This window comes from Streptomyces sp. NPDC056883, assembly GCF_042788835.1.
Lineage (GTDB): Bacteria > Actinomycetota > Actinomycetes > Streptomycetales > Streptomycetaceae > Streptomyces > Streptomyces stoeckheimensis.
In genome coordinates this window covers 1-16,606 of sequence record NZ_JBHUBS010000005.1, presented here as the reverse complement: position 1 = coordinate 16,606, position 16,606 = coordinate 1, and the positions used below count along the sequence as shown (strand labels likewise).

Here is a 16,606-nt window from a genome sequence, read left to right as displayed (position 1 = left end):
CGTGCTGCCTGCCGGGTCGACGGACGGAGTCCGGCGCAGCGGGCCGAAGCCCGTCCGGGGGTCCCCCCGGACGGAGTCTGGGGGATAGTGCGAGGTGCGCGTCGCGAAGGTCAGATTCCGGCCGCCGCCGCCAGGTCCTTCTTGATCGCGTCGAGGACTTCCTGGCCGCGGGCGCGGGCCGGGAGCAGGTCCGAGGCTTCCGCCACCGGGACCACGACCTCCAGGTAGCACTTCAGCTTGGGCTCCGTACCCGACGGGCGGACGATCACCCGGGCCTTGTAGTCGCCCTCCAGGTAGTAGCGCAGCCCGTCCGTGGGCGGCAGCGTCGCCGTGCCCCGGTTCAGGTCCTCCGCCGAGGTGACCCGCAGGCCCGCCAGCGAGGCCGGGGGCTCCGCGCGCAGCGCCGCCATCGCCGAGGCGATGACCGACAGGTCCTCCACGCGGACCGACAGCTGGTCGGTGGCGTGCAGGCCGTGCTCCATGGCCAGGTCGTCCAGCAGGTCGGTCAGGGTCCGGCCCTGCTCCTTGAGCTCCGAGGCCAGCTCCGCGACGAGCAGGGCGGCCGTGACGCCGTCCTTGTCGCGGACGCCCTCGGGGTCCACGCAGTAGCCGAGCGCCTCCTCGTACCCGTAGCGCAGGCCCTCGACGCGGGAGATCCACTTGAAGCCGGTCAGGGTCTCCTCGTAGCCGACGCCCGCGGCCTCCGCGATTCGCCCCAGGAGGGAGGAGGAGACGATGGACTCGGCGAAGACGCCCTGCGCCCCCTTGTGCACCAGGTGGGCGGCGAGCAGCGCGCCGACCTCGTCGCCGCGCAGCATCCGCCAGCCGGAGGCCGAGGCCGCGTCCGGGACGGCCACGGCGCAGCGGTCGGCGTCCGGGTCGTTGGCGATGACGATGTCGGGGTTGACCTCGGCGGCCTTGGCGAAGGACAGGTCCATCGCGCCCGGCTCCTCCGGGTTGGGGAAGGCGACCGTCGGAAAGGCCGGGTCCGGCTCCGCCTGCTCGGCCACCAGGACCGGGGCGGGGAAGCCGGCGCGGGCGAAGGCGGCCAGGACCACGTCCTTGCCGACGCCGTGCATGGCCGTGTAGACGGTCCGCACGCCCCGGGGGGAGCCGGGGGTCAGGACGGCGTCCGTACGTGCCAGGTAGGCCTCCAGGACCTCGTCGCCGAGGTCCTGCCAGCCGCCGTCGGCCCGCGGTACGTCGGCCAGCGCGGCGATCGCGTCGATCTGCGCGGCGATCTCGGCGTCGGCCGGGGAGACGATCTGCGAACCGTCGCCGAGGTAGACCTTGTAGCCGTTGTCCCGGGGCGGGTTGTGGCTCGCGGTCACCTCGACGCCGGCGACGGCGCCCAGGTGCCTTATGGCGTACGCGAGGACGGGCGTCGGCAGCGGACGGGGCAGGACGGCGGCGCGCAGCCCGGCACCGGTCATCACCGCGGCGGTGTCGCGGGCGAAGTCGGCCGACTTGTAGCGGGCGTCGTAGCCGACGACGACCAGGCCGCCGGCGTGGCCCTGGGCCTTGAGGTAGGCCGCGAGGCCGGCCGCGGCCCGGATCACCACGTTGCGGTTCATCCGCATCGGGCCCGCGCCCAGCTCGCCGCGGAGTCCGGCGGTGCCGAACTGCAGCATGCCGGAGAAGCGGTCCGCGAGCTCCGTGGTGTCACCGGCTTCGATGAGCTTGGCGAGCTCGTCGGCGGTTTCCGGGTCGGGGTCCTCGGCCAGCCAGGCCTGCGCCCGTGCGATCAGATCGTCCTGCACGTCCTGCACTACCTCTCGTCGGTCGGTCGGGTCGCTCGTTCAGATCCGGGCGAGGACCTGCGTCAGCAGCTTGCCCATGCGCGCGGCCGAGTCGCGGCCGGCCTGGAGCACCTCTTCGTGGTTCAGCGGCTCGCCGGACAGGCCCGCCGCCAGGTTGGTGACCAGCGAGATGCCGAGCACCTCGGCGCCGGCCTCGCGGGCGGCGATGGCCTCCAGCACGGTGGACATGCCGACCAGGTCGGCGCCCATGACGCGGATCATGTTGATCTCGGCCGGGGTCTCGTAGTGCGGGCCGGGGAACTGCACGTAGACGCCCTCTTCGAGGGTCTCGTCGATCTCCTTGCACATCGCGCGCAGGCGCGGCGAGTACAGGTCGGTGAGGTCCACGAAGTTCGCGCCGACGATCGGCGAGGTGGCCGTGAGGTTGAGGTGGTCGCTGATCAGGACCGGCTGGCCGGGCTTCATGCCCTCGCGCAGGCCACCGCAGCCGTTGGTCAGGACGATGGTCTTGCAGCCGGCGGCGACGGCCGTGCGCACGCCGTGGGCGACGGCGGCGACGCCGCGGCCCTCGTAGTAGTGGGTCCGGCCGAGGAAGAGCAGCGCGCGCTTGTCGCCGATCTTGTACGAGCGGATCTTGCCGCCGTGGCCCTCGACGGCGGGGGGCGGGAAGCCGGGCAGCTCGGTGACGGGGAACTCGGCCTCGGGCGCGCCCAGCGCCTCCGCGGCGGGGGCCCAGCCGGAGCCCATCACGAGGGCGACGTCGTGGGTCTCGGCGCCGGTCAGCTCGCGCAGGCGGGCGGCGGCGGCGTCGGCGGCGGCGAAGGGGTCGGTAACAGATGCGTTCACGCGGAAGAGCGTAGCCCCTCTCGGCCTACGCGCGTAGATGGCACCGCTCACGGTATTCGGATCGTTGCTTTGTCGTTTCCGACCAATTGTCCCGGGCGGGGTGGACGGGGCCCGTGCGGCGCCGTTCAGCAGGGGCGCTTGCGGAGTTCCATCACGTAGTCGTGCGGGGCGCCCGCGGATTCGGCCGCGTCGGCGAGTTCGCCCAGGTAGCGGGCCGAGGGCAGGCCGCCCTCGTAGCCGTTGAGCACGTACACCCAGGCCGCTTCCTCGCCGTCCAGCGTGTGCACGCGCACCCGCATGCGGCGGTAGATGTCGAGCCCGACGCCCTCCCACCGGTCCATGGAGTCCTCGTCCAGCGGGGCCACGTCGTACAGCGCGACGAAGACCTGGTGGCGCGGCGCTTCGACGATCGTCGCCAGCGCGCCCTCCCAGCCCATCTGCTCGCCGCCGAAGGTCAGCCGCCAGTCGTTGATCCAGCCCGTGCCGCGCAGCGGCGAATGCGGAGCGCGGCGCGTCATCAGCCGCGGGTCGAGGTTGCCGGCGTACGCGGCGTAGAGCGACATGAGGTCGAGGGTACGGGAGGGGCGGCCCCGACTGCGCTCCCGGCCGCGTACGGGGCCTGCGTCCCGGATGGTGGGACCGGGCGTGAAGCACCTTGATGCGTGCGGGACAATGACGTACGGAATGCATCCCCCGGGGAGACCCCCCGGAAGCCCCGGCCGGGGCGGCAGCCGGCCGGGTAGACGTGAGGCGGAGTTTTCGTGACCCGGATCGTGATCATCGGCGGCGGACCCGGCGGGTATGAGGCGGCCCTCGTGGGGGCCCAGCTCGGCGCGGAGGTGACCGTCGTGGACTGCGACGGTCTGGGCGGCGCGTCGGTGCTCACCGACTGCGTGCCCTCCAAGACTCTCATCGCGACCGCCGAGGTCATGACGACCTTCGACTCGTCGTACGAGGAGCTCGGCATCGTCGTCGCGGACGACACCCCGCACATCGAGCAGGCCGCGCGCGTCGTCGGCGTGGACCTCGGCAAGGTGAACCGGCGCGTCAAGCGCCTGGCGCTCGCCCAGTCCCACGACATCACCGCCTCCGTCACCCGGGCCGGCGCCCGGGTCGTACGGGGCCGCGCCAAGCTCGGCGGCCCGCAGGGCATCGACGGCACGCGGGACGTCATCGTCACCGCGGCCGACGGCTCCGAGACGATCCTCACCGCCGACGCCGTGCTCATCGCGACCGGCGGACACCCCCGCGAGATCCCCGACGCGATGCCCGACGGCGAGCGGATCCTGAACTGGACCCAGGTCTACGACCTCGAAGAGCTCCCGGAGGAGCTCATCGTGGTCGGCTCCGGCGTGACCGGCGCCGAGTTCGCCGGTGCGTACCAGGCCCTCGGCTCCCGGGTGACCCTCGTGTCCTCCCGCGACCGCGTGCTCCCCGGCGAGGACCCCGACGCCGCCGCCGTGCTGGAGGACGTCTTCCGGCGCCGCGGCATGAACGTCATCGGCCGCTCCCGCGCCGAGTCCGCCAAGCGGGTGGGCGACCGGGTCGAGGTCACCCTCTCCGACGGCCGGGTCATCAGCGGCACGCACTGCCTGATGGCGGTCGGCGCGATCCCGAACACGAGCAACATGAACCTGGAGGAGTCCGGGGTCAAGCTCAAGGAGTCGGGGCACATCTGGACCGACAAGGTCTCCCGCACCTCCTCGCCCGGCGTGTACGCGGCCGGCGACGTGACCGGCATCTTCGCCCTCGCGTCGGTGGCCGCCATGCAGGGGCGCATCGCGATGTACCACTTCCTCGGCGACGCGGTGGCCCCGCTCAACCTGAAGACGGTCTCCTCGAACGTCTTCACCGACCCCGAGATCGCCACCGTCGGCTACACCCAGGCCGACGTGGACGCCGGCAAGATCGACGCCCGGGTCGTGAAGCTCCCGCTGCTGCGCAACCCGCGCGCCAAGATGCAGGGCATCCGGGACGGCTTCGTGAAGCTGTTCTGCCGTCCCGGCACCGGGATCGTCGTCGGCGGCGTGGTCGTATCGCCGCGCGCGAGCGAACTCATCCACCCGATCTCGATCGCCGTCGACAACAACCTGACGGTCGAGCAGATCGCAAACGCGTTCACCGTGTACCCCTCGCTGTCCGGTTCGATCGCCGAGGTCGCCCGCCAGCTGCACACGCGGAAGTCCTCCGGCGAGGCGTAAGTACCGATAACGGCCCTTGTGAGCAAGGGCTTTGGAGTGGGTGGTCGGCCCGCCGCGGAGCAGGTGCGCGGCGGGCCGACCGCGTATACCACTAGTTGCCCTACGGTATGGACAACTTCGGTATTCCGGCGCAAAGAGCTGAAAGCAGATGGTCGTTGGGGTTACTGTCAGTTTCGTGTTCGCTGCAGAACGTCGCCAATTGATCCTCGAAATGGTGCGGGCCAACGGAGCGGTATCGCTCCGGGAGCTCGCCCGCGTCGTCCAGACCTCCGAAGTGACCGTACGGCGGGACGTGCGGGCACTGGAGGCAGAAGGACTCCTCGACCGCCGGCACGGCGGTGCGGTACTGCCGGGCGGTTTCACGCGGGAATCCGGCTTTCCGCAAAAGTCCCATCTCGCGACGGCGGAGAAGACCGCCATCGCCGATGTCGCGGCCGGACTCGTCGAAGAAGGCGAGGCCGTGGTCGTCGGCGCCGGCACCACCACCCAGGAGCTGGCCCGCCGGCTCGCCCGGGTGCCCGGACTCACCGTCGTCACCAACTCGCTGCTCGTCGCACAGGCGCTGGCCCATGCGAACCGGGTGGAGGTGGTGATGACGGGCGGAACCCTGCGGGGGTCCAACTACGCGCTGGTCGGCAGCGGTGCCGAGCAGTCCCTCCAGGGGCTGCGGGTCTCGCGGGCCTTCCTGTCCGGCAGCGGTCTCACCGCCGAGCGCGGGCTGTCCACCTCCAACATGCTCTCCGCGAGCGTGGACCGGGCGCTGGTCCAGGCCGCGGCGGAGGTGGTGGTCCTGGCCGACCACACGAAGCTCGGGACGGACACCATGTTCCAGACCGTGCCGACCGATGTGATCACCCGGCTGGTGACGGACGAGCCGCCCGCGCACGACGACCGGGCCGGTACGGAGCTGCAGGCGCTGGCGGACCAGGGCGTGCAGATCACCGTGGCCGGGGGCGGCTCCGCCTCCGGCGGTGGCGAGTCGATGGCCGGGAGGCGTCCGCGCCGGGAGTCCCCGCTCCCCGTCCAGCGGCGGGGCGGGCCGACGGCCCAGCTCCGCAGCGCGGGGCCGCCGTTGCACGAGCAGCAGGCGGGTGAGCGGGCGCGGGTCGCGGACATGCGGCGCCGATAGGTACCTGCGGCGTCGTTGCCGGGGACCAGTCCCCGGACCCCTGCTCCTCAAACGCCGGAGGGGCTGGATATTGGCTGACGTCAGCCGAAATCCAGCCCCTCCGGCGTTTGCGGAGCGGGGTCCGGGGCGGAGCCCCAGGGAACGGGCGAAGGGCGGGGAGGGGAACCCTGCCCCGCGCAGCGGCGCACCGCCCCGCGATCGGGGTCCCGGGGGAGCCCCGGGACCCGTACAGGACGTCAGTCCTTGATTTCGCAGATCGCCGCGCCCGAGGTGAGCGACGCGCCGACCTCTGCCGACAGGCCCACGATCGTGCCCGAACGGTGCGCGTTCAGCGGCTGTTCCATCTTCATGGCTTCGAGGACGACGATCAGGTCGCCTTCGTTGACCTGCTGGCCTTCCTCGACCGCGACCTTCACGATGGTGCCCTGCATGGGCGAGGCCAGGGTGTCGCCGGAAGCGGCGGGCCCGGACTTCTTGGCCGCGCGGCGCTTGGGCTTCGCGCCGCCCGCGGCCGCGGTGCGGGCCAGGGTCATGCCCAGCGAGGACGGGAGGGAGACCTCCAGGCGCTTGCCGCCGACCTCGACGACCACGGTCTCGCGGCCCGGCTCGTCCTCGGAGTCCTCCGCGGCGGGAACCGTGAACGCCGGGATCTCGTTGACGAACTCGGTCTCGATCCAGCGGGTGTGGATCGTGAACGGGTCGGCCGTGAAGGCCGGGTCGATGACGACCGCGCGGTGGAACGGGATGGCCGTGGCCATGCCCTCGACCTCGAACTCGGCCAGCGCGCGCGCCGCCCGCTGCAGGGCCTGCTCGCGCGTGGCACCCGTAACGATGAGCTTGGCCAGGAGGGAGTCCCAGGCCGGGCCGATGACCGAGCCGGACTCCACGCCCGCGTCGAGACGGACGCCGGGGCCGGTCGGCGGGGCGAACTTGGTGACGGTGCCGGGGGCGGGCAGGAAGCCGCGGCCCGGGTCCTCGCCGTTGATGCGGAACTCGAAGGAGTGACCGCGCAGGACCGGGTCCCCGTAGCCGAGCTCCTCGCCGTCCGCGATGCGGAACATTTCGCGGACCAGGTCGATGCCGGTGACCTCTTCGGTGACCGGGTGCTCGACCTGCAGACGGGTGTTGACCTCCAGGAAGGAGATCAGGCCGTCGGCGGAGACCAGGAACTCCACCGTGCCGGCGCCGACGTAGCCGGCTTCCTTCAAGATCGCCTTCGACGCCGCATACAGCTCGGCGTTCTGGGCCTCCGTCAGGAACGGGGCCGGGGCCTCCTCCACCAGCTTCTGGTGGCGGCGCTGCAGCGAGCAGTCACGGGTGGAGACGACGACCACGTTGCCGTGGGAGTCGGCCAGGCACTGGGTCTCCACGTGCCGCGGCTTGTCGAGGTACTGCTCCACGAAGCACTCGCCGCGGCCGAAGGCGGCGACGGCCTCACGCACGGCGGAGTCGTAGAGCTCCGGGACCTCTTCGAGGTTCCGGGCGACCTTCAGACCACGACCGCCGCCACCGAAAGCGGCCTTGATCGCGATGGGCAGGCCGTGCTCCTTGGCGAACGCCACGACCTCGTCCGACCCGGAGACCGGGTCCGGCGTGCCGGCGACCAGCGGCGCGCCGGCACGCAGCGCGATGTGCCGGGCGGCGACCTTGTCACCCAGGTCACGGATGGCCTGCGGCGGCGGGCCGATCCAGATCAGCCCCGCGTCGATGACGGCCTGCGCGAACTCCGCGTTCTCGGAAAGGAAGCCGTATCCGGGATGGATGGCGTCCGCACCGGAGTCGGCTGCGGCCTGCAAGATCTTGGAAATGTCCAGATAACTCGCGGCCGGGGTGTCACCGCCCAACGCGAAAGCCTCGTCGGCCGCGCGGACATGCAGAGCGTCCCGGTCCGGATCGGCGTAGACGGCTACGCTCGCGATCCCGGCATCCCGGCAGGCCCGAGCAACGCGGACAGCGATTTCGCCACGGTTGGCGATGAGCACCTTGCGCACGATGGCTCCCTCCTTGAAACAAGCTGAGTTTAGGGACAGCCCACACGGCCTTTCGACCCTTCTCCGGTGGTGACCTTGCCCACACGGACTGTGATCCGAGTCGACTCCGAGTCGATAAAACCCTTGTGGCGCCCCATGTCAGGGGGATCCCCGACTGCACAGTAACCCTGCCGTGTGTCCGGGGTCTCTGTTCCCCGGGTCAGCGGCCCGGGGTGATTCTTTGTCGAATCCCTACGAACGGCCCATGCATTCCTTGCCCGGGCGTGGCGTCGGCACCGGCGGGTCGCCGTACGGCAGCCCGACCGTAACGAAGCGGCCGCGGCCCCTTGTCCGAAGGTTTACCCGTTAGTAGCCTCCAGGCGTCGAACGGGCTTGTGCATGCGGGGTGGGGGCGTCGTGGCTGGTGTGAGTGGCGTGGGTGGCGTGGTGCTGCGGAGATCCGTGGCCGGAGCGACCGCGGTCGTACTCGTCGTGGAGGCGGCGGTGCTCGGCTTCGTCCACCTCGTCCTGGGCCGGACCACCGAGAACCAGTCGATGTCCATCGCGGGCGCCGATCCGGATGTCATGTCCAAGGCAACCTATGCGCTCGGCGCCGGCATGGCCGTGTTCCTGCTCGCCTGCGCCGTGTTCCTCGTCGTCGCCGCGATCCGCGACCGGGCCCCGGGCTCCTTCGCGCGCGTGCTCCTCGTCAGCGCCGCCGTCACCCACGGACTGCTCGGCGCCCTCGTCGTCGGCCTGGTCGGCTGGGGCGCCTTCGCGGTGATGATGCTGATCCTCTGCCTGCTGGTGCTGAGCCTGACGCTCTACGCGGCCAAGGGCGCGGGCGGGGCCGCCGAGGGCGCCGGAGGCCCCGCGGGGGGCTCCAGCGGCCCCCTGGGCGGCTTCGGCGGGCCCGAGGACGGCTTCGGCGGGCCCGGCGGCGGGTCGGACGGCAGGCCCGGCAGCGGCTTCGACGACGGCCTCGACGACGGACCGGAGATCCGGGACACGCCGCCGGGCCACCCGCTCGCGGACTTCGGGGACTTCGGGAAGCTCGGGGACGTCAAGCCCACAAGTCCGTGATGGACACGCCCAGTTCCGCCAGCAGCGAGCGCAGCAGCGGCAGGGAGATCCCGATCACATTGCCGTGATCCCCGTCGATGCCCTCGATGAACGGGGCCGACAGCCCGTCCAGGGTGAACGCCCCCGCCACGTGCAGCGGTTCCCCGCTCGCCACGTACGCCGCGACCTCCGCGTCCGTCGGCTCGCCGAAGCGGACCGTCGTCGACGCCGTGGCCGAAACCTGACGGCCGCTCGCCGTGTCGATCACGCAGTGCCCGGTGCGCAGCACCCCGGCGCGCCCGCGCATCGACTTCCAGCGGGCCGTGGCCTCCTCGGCGTCCGCCGGCTTGCCCAGCGCCTCGCCGTCCAGCTCCAGCACGGAGTCGCAGCCGATCACCAGGGCGCCCGCGGCCTCGTCCAGGGCCGCCACGACGGCCGCCTTCGCCTCGGCCAGCGCGAGCGCCAGCTCGGAGGGGGAGTCCGCGGTGACGGCGTCCTCGTCGAAGCCGCTCACGATCACGTGCGGGGAGAGCCCGGCCTGCCGCAGCAGGTTCAGCCGGGCGGGCGAAGCGGAGGCGAGGACGAGGGCGTGGCCGGGGGCAGCAGTCATGCCTGCCATCGTAGGGGCGCCCCGTGGGTGGCCGCGGTGCTAGAAACCGCCCACGCCCAGTACGTACACCACGACGACCATCGCGATGACGACGATGACCGTCATCCGCCGGACCATCGCCTCGGCGTCGCGCATGTCCTTCGGCGGCTCGTTCTTCGGGTCTGACCAGAGCATGCCCCGATCCTGGCCCCGAGCACTCCTGTGGCGCCTGAGTACGGGTACTCAGGCGCCACGGGCAGTTCACGCCATCTTCATCTCCACCTACGGCTTACGCGGGCCAGTACGTACGGCCCCACGCGCCCGGCCCCGGGCGCGGCAGGGTCCGCCGGGCCACCCGGCCCGGCGCCGCCCACGCGTCGGTCACCCGCTCCGCGCCCGACGGCTCCGACGCGAGGGCCGCCGCGCGCGCTCGGACCACCGCCAGTGCGGCGGCCAGCTCCTCCGGGGTCGGGTTCCCCTTGACGACCTTGATCACCACTGTGAGCTCCTCGTGACGGCTAGAGCGGGATGTTGCCGTGCTTCTTCGGGGGCAGGGACTCGCGCTTGGTGCGCAGCTGCCGCAGCCCCTTCACCACGTGCGCCCGGGTCTCGGACGGCATGGTCACCGCGTCGATGTACCCGCGCTCGGCGGCCGTGTACGGGTTCAGCAGCGCGTCCTCGTACTCGGTGATGAGCCGCGCCCGGGTCTCCTCGGCGGTGCCGGCCTCCTCCGCTTCGGCGATCGCCCGCCGGTGCAGGATGTTGACCGCGCCCTGCGCGCCCATGACGGCGATCTGGGCCGTCGGCCACGCGAGGTTGAGGTCGGCGCCCAGGTGCTTGGAGCCCATCACGTCGTAGGCCCCGCCGAAGGCCTTGCGGGTGATGACGGTGATCAGGGGGACGGTCGCCTCGGCGTAGGCGTAGATCAGCTTGGCGCCGCGCCGGATGATTCCGTTGTACTCCTGGTCGGTGCCCGGCAGGAAGCCCGGAACGTCGACGAAGGTCAGCACCGGGATGTTGAAGGCGTCGCAGGTGCGGACGAACCGGGCCGCCTTCTCGGAGGCGTCGATGTCCAGGCAGCCGGCGAACTGCATCGGCTGGTTGGCGACGACCCCGACCGGGTGCCCCTCGACGCGGCCGAAGCCGGTGAGGATGTTCGGCGCGAAGAGCGACTGGGTCTCCAGGAACTCCGCGTCGTCGAGCACGTGCTCGATCACCTTGTGCATGTCGTACGGCTGGTTCGCGCTGTCCGGGATCAGCACGTCGAGCTCGCGGTCGCTCTCGGAGACCTCGGTGTCGGCTTCCTCGGGGAAGGCCGGGGGCTCGGAGAGGTTGTTCGACGGGAGGTAGGAGAGCAGGGACTTCACGTACTCGATGGCGTCCTTCTCGTCACCCGCCATGTGGTGCGCGACGCCGGACGTGCTGTTGTGCGTGCGCGCCCCGCCCAGCTCCTCGAAGCCGACGTCCTCGCCGGTGACGGTCTTGATGACGTCCGGGCCGGTGATGAACATGTGCGAGGTCTGGTCGACCATGACCGTGAAGTCGGTGATGGCGGGGGAGTACACGGCCCCGCCGGCGCACGGGCCGACGACCAGGCTGATCTGCGGGATCACGCCGGAGGCGTGGACGTTGCGGCGGAAGATCTCGCCGTACATGCCCAGCGCGCTGACGCCCTCCTGGATGCGGGCGCCGCCGGAGTCGTTGATGCCGATCAGCGGGCAGCCGGTCTTCAGAGCGAAGTCCATGACCTTCATGATCTTCTGGCCGTAGACCTCGCCGAGGGCCCCGCCGAAGACGGTGAAGTCCTGCGAGAACAGGGCGACGGGCCGCCCGTCGACGGTCCCGTAGCCGGTGACGACGCCGTCGCCGTACGGCCGGGTCTTCTCCAGCCCGAAGTTCGTCGACCGGTGCCGGGCGAACTCGTCCAGCTCGACGAAGGACCCCTCGTCCAGCAGCAGGGCCACCCGCTCACGCGCCGTCAGCTTGCCCTTGGCGTGCTGCTTTTCCACCGCCCGCCCTGACCCGGCGTGTGTGGCTTCCTCGACGCGGCGCTGCAGATCCGCGATCTTCCCCGCGGTGGTGTGCATGTCGATCGGCTCTGACGGTTGTGACATCGGGGTCGCGGCTCCCTGCGTGGTGTCAACTGCCTGGTGACTTACTTGGTTTTTACTAGCTACTGGTGCGTAGCGTATCGGCGGGCATGGCGCTCGGCGGTGCGGCGTTTGACACACCTAATCTGGGTTGCATGACGCCATCAGATGCATCAGGCGGGGCTTCGACCGGAGCTTCCGCGGGCCGTTGGTCGAGTCTGGACCGGCCGCCCTTGAACGTTGCCGCGCTGCAGCGGGCCCTCGTGACCGGCGAAGGGCTGTGGACCTCGCTGGAGGTGGTGGGGTCCACCGGGTCCACCAACAGCGATCTCGCCGCACGGGCCGCGAAGCTGCCCGAGGGGGCCGTGCTCGTCGCCGAGGAGCAGACGGCCGGACGGGGCCGGCTCGACCGGAGCTGGGTCGCGCCCGCGCGGTCAGGACTGTTCTTCTCCGTACTCCTGAAGCCCGGGCCCGCGGTGCCGCAGGAGCGGTGGGGCTGGCTGACGCTGCTGGCCGGGGTGGCCACCGCCACCGGGCTCTCGCGCGCCGCGGGCGTGGACACCTCCCTCAAGTGGCCCAACGACCTGCTGGTCACCGTGGACGGGGAGGAGCGCAAGACCGGCGGGATCCTCGCGGAGCGCGTGGCCGACGGGGTCGTCCTCGGGATCGGGCTCAACGTGACGCTGACCGACGCCGAGCTGCCGGTGGACACCGCGGGGTCGCTGGCGCTGGCCAAGGCCACCGTCACCGACCGGGACCCGCTGCTCAAGGCCGTGCTGCGCTCCCTGGAGCAGTGGTACGGGAACTGGCGGGAGGCCGGCGGCGACCCGGCGGCCAGCGGTCTGCAGGAGACGTACGCGGCGGGCTGCGCGACCCTCGGCAAGCACGTGCGCGCCGAGCTGCCGGGCGGGCGCACGCTCACCGGGACGGCCGAAGCGGTGGACGCCGACGGACGGCTCGTCGTACGGACGGCGGAGGACAAGCACGAGGCCGTGGGGGCAGGGGACGTCGTCCATCTGCGCTCCGTGCGGTAGCCCGCGGGGGGACCGCCCCGGGTGACGGAGTAGGGGAGTGAGCTACGGCACACCTGCCGTATGGTTTAGGCGATCCCGGTCCTCGCGGTGATCACCCGGTTCGGCAGTGCGCACGGAATGGACAGGAGGCGGCCCTTGACCGTCGACGACCCTCAGTCCAGCGCGCCCGCCCCCGCAACGGCGACGGGCGGTGCGGGCGGCTCCGGCGGCTCGGGCGGTTCCGGAGTCCACGCGACCCCGATCGGGCGCGAGCAGCACACTCCCCACCACGAGGTCGACCACACGGCGCAGCCGACGGCCGACCCGCTGGCCATCCGCCTGGAGCAGTTGATCCTGGGCGCCGAGCGCCGGTACACGCCCTTCCAGGCGGCCCGCAGTGCCGGGGTCTCGATGGAGCTCGCCTCCCGCTTCTGGCGGGCCATGGGCTTCGCGGACATCGGCCAGGCCAGGGCCCTGACGGAGGCCGACGTACTGGCGCTGCGCCGGCTCGCCGGCCTCGTCGAGGCCGGGCTGCTGAGCGAGCCGATGGCGGTCCAGGTGGCGCGGTCCACCGGGCAGACCACGGCCCGGCTCGCGGAGTGGCAGATCGACTCCTTCCTGGAGGGGCTGACGGAGCCGCCGGAGCCGGGGATGACCCGTACGGAGGTCACGTACCCGCTGGTCGAGCTGTTGCTGCCGGAGCTGGAGGAGTTCCTCGTCTACGTGTGGCGGCGCCAGCTCGCGGCCGCGACCGGGCGGGTCGTGCAGGTGGCGGACGACGAGGAGATGGTCGACCGGCGCCTCGCGGTGGGCTTCGCCGACCTGGTGGGCTTCACGCGCCTGACGCGGCGGCTGGAGGAGGAGGAGCTCGGCGAGCTGGTCGAGTCCTTCGAGACGACCTCGGCGGACCTGGTGGCGGCGCACGGCGGCCGGCTGATCAAGACGCTGGGCGACGAGGTGCTGTACTGCGCCGACGACGCGGCCACGGCGGCGGAAATCGCGCTGCGGCTGATCGAGACCATGGAAGCCGATCCGCAGATGCCGGAGCTGCGCGTGGGCATCGCCTTCGGGACGGTGACCACCCGGATGGGCGACGTCTTCGGGACCACGGTGAACCTGGCCTCGCGGCTGACGTCGATAGCGCCGAAGGACGCGGTCCTGGTGGACGGCGCGATGGCCGAGGAACTGGGCCGCACGGGAGCGGCGCCGGTCTCGGAGAAGGAAGCCGAGAACGAGGAGGGCGGCGGCACCTACCGCTTCGCGCTCCAGCCGATGTTCCAGCGCCCGGTCCGCGGCCTCGGCGTGGTGGAACCCTGGTCGCTGACGCGCAGGAGTCCCAAGACCTCCGGTTGACGTGCGCCCGGGCCGGCGTCGGCCTGTGGCCGGCGGCCGGCGGCCGGGTTCTTCCCCGAAGGGTCGGCCGTGCCGTGCCGTCCTGTGCCGTGCCGGACCGCCTCTTACCGCTCCGTACTCCGGCTCCGTGCTCCGGCGTGCCGGCGTGCCGGGCCGGTGCCGGGGATTGGTCGGCCGGAGGCCTCCTGCTGAGCTGCTCCGCGCGCTAGAGTCCGTTGATAACGGTCGTTAACGTGGAGGGGTCGCAGAGATGTCCGAGCAGCGCTTCGGGGAGTTCGTCGCGGTACGTCGTGCGGGCGATGGGCACGTCGCCGAGCTGGTCCTGGACCGGCCCAAGGCGATGAACGCCGTGTCGACCGAGATGGCGCGGGGCATCGGCGCCGCGTGTGCGGCGCTGGGTGCGGACCCGTCGGTACGGGTCGTCGTGCTCTCCTCGACCGCCGAGAGGGCGTTCTGCGTGGGCGCGGACCTCAAGGAGCGGAACTCCTTCTCGGACGCGGAGCTGCTGCGGCAGCGGCCGACCACGCGGGGGGCGTACGGGGGAGTCCTGGAGCTTCCGATGCCGGTGATCGCGGCGGTGCACGGGTTCGCGCTGGGCGGCGGCTTCGAGCTGGCCCTCGCGTGCGATGTCATCGTGGCCGACGGGACGGCCGTCGTCGGGCTGCCCGAGGTGTCGGTCGGGGTGATCCCGGGCGGCGGCGGCACGCAGCTGCTGCCGAGGCGCGTGGGGGCGGCGCGGGCGGCGGAGCTGATCTTCACCGCGCGGCGCGTGGAGGCCGCGGAGGCCCTGACCCTGGGCCTGGTGGACTCGGTGGTGCCGGCGGGGACGGACCGCGAGGCCGCCCTGGCGATGGCGGCGGCGATGGCGGCGAACTCCCCGGTCGGACTGCGGGCCGCCAAGCGGGCGCTGCGGCTCGGGCACGGCATGGACCTGACGGCCGGGCTGGAGATCGAGGACGCGGCGTGGCGGACGGTGGCCTTCTCGGGGGACCGGGCCGAGGGTGTGGCGGCGTTCAACGAGAAGCGGAAGCCGGAGTGGCCGGGGGTGTGAGGGCGTCCACCGGGGTGTCCGGTGGTCCGGCGGACCCCGGGCGGTGACCCGGTGTGATCTTGGTGCCACCGAATGTCGCGCCAATTGTCACTAAATCGGACAAAACTCCCTAACCTGGGGTGATGGGTGTTGACGGGCGGCTTCGAGCCGTTGTGGGCCTCGCGCAGGCCATGGCTGCCGCGTGCACGCCGCGGGACAGCGTGCGGGCCGCCGCGCGCGGAGCGAGGCTGGCGATGGACGGGTCGTTCGCCGCGATCTCCGCGTGGGAGCGGGAGCGGGGGCGCCTGCGGGTGCTCGTGAACGAGGGGGAGCGCAGGGACGGGGAGGAGGAGTTCCCCGAGGACGAGTCGTACCCCGTGCACGATTTCCCCGAGATCACGGAGTTCCTGCACGAGCGCTGGGTCGGCGGCGGCGGACCCCACGCCTGGGTGGACAGCGCGGTCGGCGACCGGCCGGGACGCCGGGGCGAGGCCCTGCGGCGGCGCGGGCGCGGCACGTGCGTGGTGGCCCCGATCGTGCTGAGCGGGCGGGCCTGGGGCGAGCTGTACGTGGCCCGGGACGAGGGCATGGCGGACTTCGACGAGGACGACGCGGAGTTCGGAGAGGTCCTCGCGGCGGTGATCGCGGCCGGGCTGGCGCAGAGCGACCGGCTGGAGGAGGCCCGCCGGCTCGCCTTCACCGACCCGCTGACCGGGCTGGCCAACCGGCGGGCCGTGGACATGCGGCTCGACGAGGCGCTGGAGGAGCACCGGCGCAGTGGTGCCGAGGTGGTGGTGAGTCTGGTCGTCTGCGACCTGAACGGCCTGAAGAAGGTCAACGACACCCTGGGCCACGCGATGGGCGACCGGCTGCTGGAACGGTTCGGCTCCGTGCTCAGCCTGTGCGGGGCGATGCTGCCGGGGGCGCTGGTGGCGCGGCTGGGCGGGGATGAGTTCTGCCTGGTCAGCGTGGGGCCTTCGGCGGACGAGGTGGTGCGGGTCACCGAGGAGGTGTGCCTGCGGGCCGCGGAGCTCGAGCTGGGGGAGGGGGTCGCCTGCGGCGTCGCCTCCACGGGGGACCCGATCGGGCCGGTGAAGTCCTCCCGGCGGTTGTTCCGGCTGGCGGATGCGGCGCAGTACAAGGCGAAGGCGGCGCGGTCGGCGAAGCCGGTGGTCGCGGGGCGGGACACTGCGGTCGTCCGCCTCGCCGACGCGGAGCCCGGGGGGCCGGGTGAACGCCGCCGCTTCCGGGGGCGCGCGTAGCGGTGCCCCGGGGCCGCCCCGACCCGCTGTGCGGCCCCGCCCGGCTGGCGCCCTGCCACCCCCTGGCGGGTCCGGTCCCGACCCCGGGCGGGGTGGCCGATGCTGCGGCCCGCGGTGGGTTGCCCTGCGGGGCGAAGTCCCCTACCCGCCCTTCCACCGTTCCCCGGGCGCTGCCCGGACCCGCGCCTCAAACGCCGGCGAGGCTGGATGGGGTGCCCCGGGCGCTGCCCGGACCCCGGTCCTCAAGCGCCGGACGGGCTGGGAAGGGGTACCGGGCTGCGCCCGGACCCCTCGGGGCTCC

Annotated in this window: 15 protein-coding genes; 7 read left to right on the top strand and 8 right to left on the bottom strand. The window is 72.3% G+C overall.

The features are described from left to right. Positions 1-110: 110 nt before the first annotated feature. The 3 genes from ACFRU2_RS14670 to ACFRU2_RS14660 form a co-directional block, all read right to left on the bottom strand. Positions 111-1,760 (bottom strand): phospho-sugar mutase, encoded by a 1,650-nt coding sequence (locus tag ACFRU2_RS14670; RefSeq protein ID WP_382971945.1) that lies wholly within the window; start codon positions 1,758-1,760, stop codon positions 111-113. Between the two features lie 39 nt (positions 1,761-1,799). After that, positions 1,800-2,606, bottom strand: coding sequence for a purine-nucleoside phosphorylase (locus ACFRU2_RS14665; protein ID WP_243333808.1), 807 nt, complete (start codon positions 2,604-2,606; stop codon positions 1,800-1,802). Between the two features lie 125 nt (positions 2,607-2,731). Next, positions 2,732-3,169: a gamma-glutamylcyclotransferase gene (locus ACFRU2_RS14660; protein ID WP_112449900.1), complete on the bottom strand. Its 438-nt coding sequence runs from the start codon at positions 3,167-3,169 to the stop codon at positions 2,732-2,734. Between the two features lie 198 nt (positions 3,170-3,367). On the opposite strand from ACFRU2_RS14660, the gene ACFRU2_RS14655 reads away from it, so the two are divergent. Continuing rightward, the gene (locus ACFRU2_RS14655; protein ID WP_382971942.1) at positions 3,368-4,807 is read left to right on the top strand and encodes an NAD(P)H-quinone dehydrogenase; all 1,440 of its coding nucleotides are present in this window, start codon (positions 3,368-3,370) and stop codon (positions 4,805-4,807) included. 175 nt (positions 4,808-4,982) lie between these two features. After that, positions 4,983-5,936, top strand: a complete 954-nt coding sequence (locus ACFRU2_RS14650) for a DeoR/GlpR family DNA-binding transcription regulator (RefSeq protein ID WP_382971940.1) — start codon at positions 4,983-4,985, stop codon at positions 5,934-5,936. 236 nt (positions 5,937-6,172) lie between these two features. On the opposite strand, the gene ACFRU2_RS14645 is transcribed toward ACFRU2_RS14650, so the two are convergent. Then, complete coding sequence (locus ACFRU2_RS14645) at positions 6,173-7,927, bottom strand: acetyl/propionyl/methylcrotonyl-CoA carboxylase subunit alpha (protein WP_382971938.1); 1,755 nt, start codon at positions 7,925-7,927, stop codon at positions 6,173-6,175. Between the two features lie 396 nt (positions 7,928-8,323). Between ACFRU2_RS14645 and ACFRU2_RS14640 the strand changes: the two genes are divergently transcribed. Next, the gene (locus ACFRU2_RS14640; protein WP_382971936.1) at positions 8,324-8,989 is read left to right on the top strand and encodes a hypothetical protein; all 666 of its coding nucleotides are present in this window, start codon (positions 8,324-8,326) and stop codon (positions 8,987-8,989) included. Here the strand turns inward: ACFRU2_RS14640 and ACFRU2_RS14635 are convergent. The 4 genes from ACFRU2_RS14635 to ACFRU2_RS14620 all read right to left on the bottom strand — a co-directional run bounded on the left by ACFRU2_RS14635 (position 8,970) and on the right by ACFRU2_RS14620 (position 11,671). Further along, on the bottom strand, positions 8,970-9,578 hold the full coding sequence (locus ACFRU2_RS14635; RefSeq protein WP_382971934.1) for a Maf family protein: 609 nt from the start codon (positions 9,576-9,578) through the stop codon (positions 8,970-8,972). The genes ACFRU2_RS14640 and ACFRU2_RS14635 overlap by 20 nt on opposite strands. A 39-nt stretch (positions 9,579-9,617) precedes the next feature. After that, positions 9,618-9,752, bottom strand: a complete 135-nt coding sequence (gene mmpB, locus ACFRU2_RS14630) for a morphogenic membrane protein MmpB (RefSeq protein WP_266880764.1) — start codon at positions 9,750-9,752, stop codon at positions 9,618-9,620. Positions 9,753-9,846: 94 nt separating this feature from the next. Beyond that, positions 9,847-10,056: an acyl-CoA carboxylase epsilon subunit gene (locus ACFRU2_RS14625; RefSeq protein WP_382971932.1), complete on the bottom strand. Its 210-nt coding sequence runs from the start codon at positions 10,054-10,056 to the stop codon at positions 9,847-9,849. 19 nt (positions 10,057-10,075) lie between these two features. Continuing rightward, entirely contained in the window at positions 10,076-11,671 is a 1,596-nt protein-coding gene (locus tag ACFRU2_RS14620) for an acyl-CoA carboxylase subunit beta (RefSeq protein WP_274549214.1), read from the bottom strand. 131 nt (positions 11,672-11,802) lie between these two features. Between ACFRU2_RS14620 and ACFRU2_RS14615 the strand changes: the two genes are divergently transcribed. From ACFRU2_RS14615 to ACFRU2_RS14600, 4 genes are all read left to right on the top strand, one after another. Beyond that, on the top strand, positions 11,803-12,681 hold the full coding sequence (locus tag ACFRU2_RS14615) for a biotin--[acetyl-CoA-carboxylase] ligase (protein WP_382971930.1): 879 nt from the start codon (positions 11,803-11,805) through the stop codon (positions 12,679-12,681). Positions 12,682-12,816: 135 nt separating this feature from the next. Further along, positions 12,817-14,013 (top strand): adenylate/guanylate cyclase domain-containing protein, encoded by a 1,197-nt coding sequence (locus ACFRU2_RS14610; RefSeq protein WP_382971928.1) that lies wholly within the window; start codon positions 12,817-12,819, stop codon positions 14,011-14,013. Positions 14,014-14,263: 250 nt separating this feature from the next. Further along, complete coding sequence (locus ACFRU2_RS14605) at positions 14,264-15,064, top strand: enoyl-CoA hydratase/isomerase family protein (protein ID WP_382971927.1); 801 nt, start codon at positions 14,264-14,266, stop codon at positions 15,062-15,064. 122 nt (positions 15,065-15,186) lie between these two features. Next, entirely contained in the window at positions 15,187-16,305 is a 1,119-nt protein-coding gene (locus ACFRU2_RS14600; RefSeq protein WP_250746278.1) for a sensor domain-containing diguanylate cyclase, read from the top strand. The last annotated feature ends 301 nt before the right edge of the window (positions 16,306-16,606 follow it).

What these genes read in the sequence shown, in the direction of transcription:
- ACFRU2_RS14635 (WP_382971934.1), bottom strand. Translation starts at nt 9,578, where the DNA reads ATGACTGCTGCCCCCGGCCACGCCCTCGTCCTCGCCTCCGCTTCGCCC.
- ACFRU2_RS14660 (WP_112449900.1), bottom strand. Translation starts at nt 3,169, where the DNA reads ATGTCGCTCTACGCCGCGTACGCCGGCAACCTCGACCCGCGGCTGATG.
- ACFRU2_RS14600 (WP_250746278.1), top strand. Translation starts at nt 15,187, where the DNA reads ATGGGTGTTGACGGGCGGCTTCGAGCCGTTGTGGGCCTCGCGCAGGCC.
- ACFRU2_RS14615 (WP_382971930.1), top strand. Translation starts at nt 11,803, where the DNA reads ATGACGCCATCAGATGCATCAGGCGGGGCTTCGACCGGAGCTTCCGCG.
- ACFRU2_RS14620 (WP_274549214.1), bottom strand. Translation starts at nt 11,671, where the DNA reads ATGTCACAACCGTCAGAGCCGATCGACATGCACACCACCGCGGGGAAG.
- ACFRU2_RS14605 (WP_382971927.1), top strand. Translation starts at nt 14,264, where the DNA reads ATGTCCGAGCAGCGCTTCGGGGAGTTCGTCGCGGTACGTCGTGCGGGC.
- mmpB (WP_266880764.1), bottom strand. Translation starts at nt 9,752, where the DNA reads ATGCTCTGGTCAGACCCGAAGAACGAGCCGCCGAAGGACATGCGCGAC.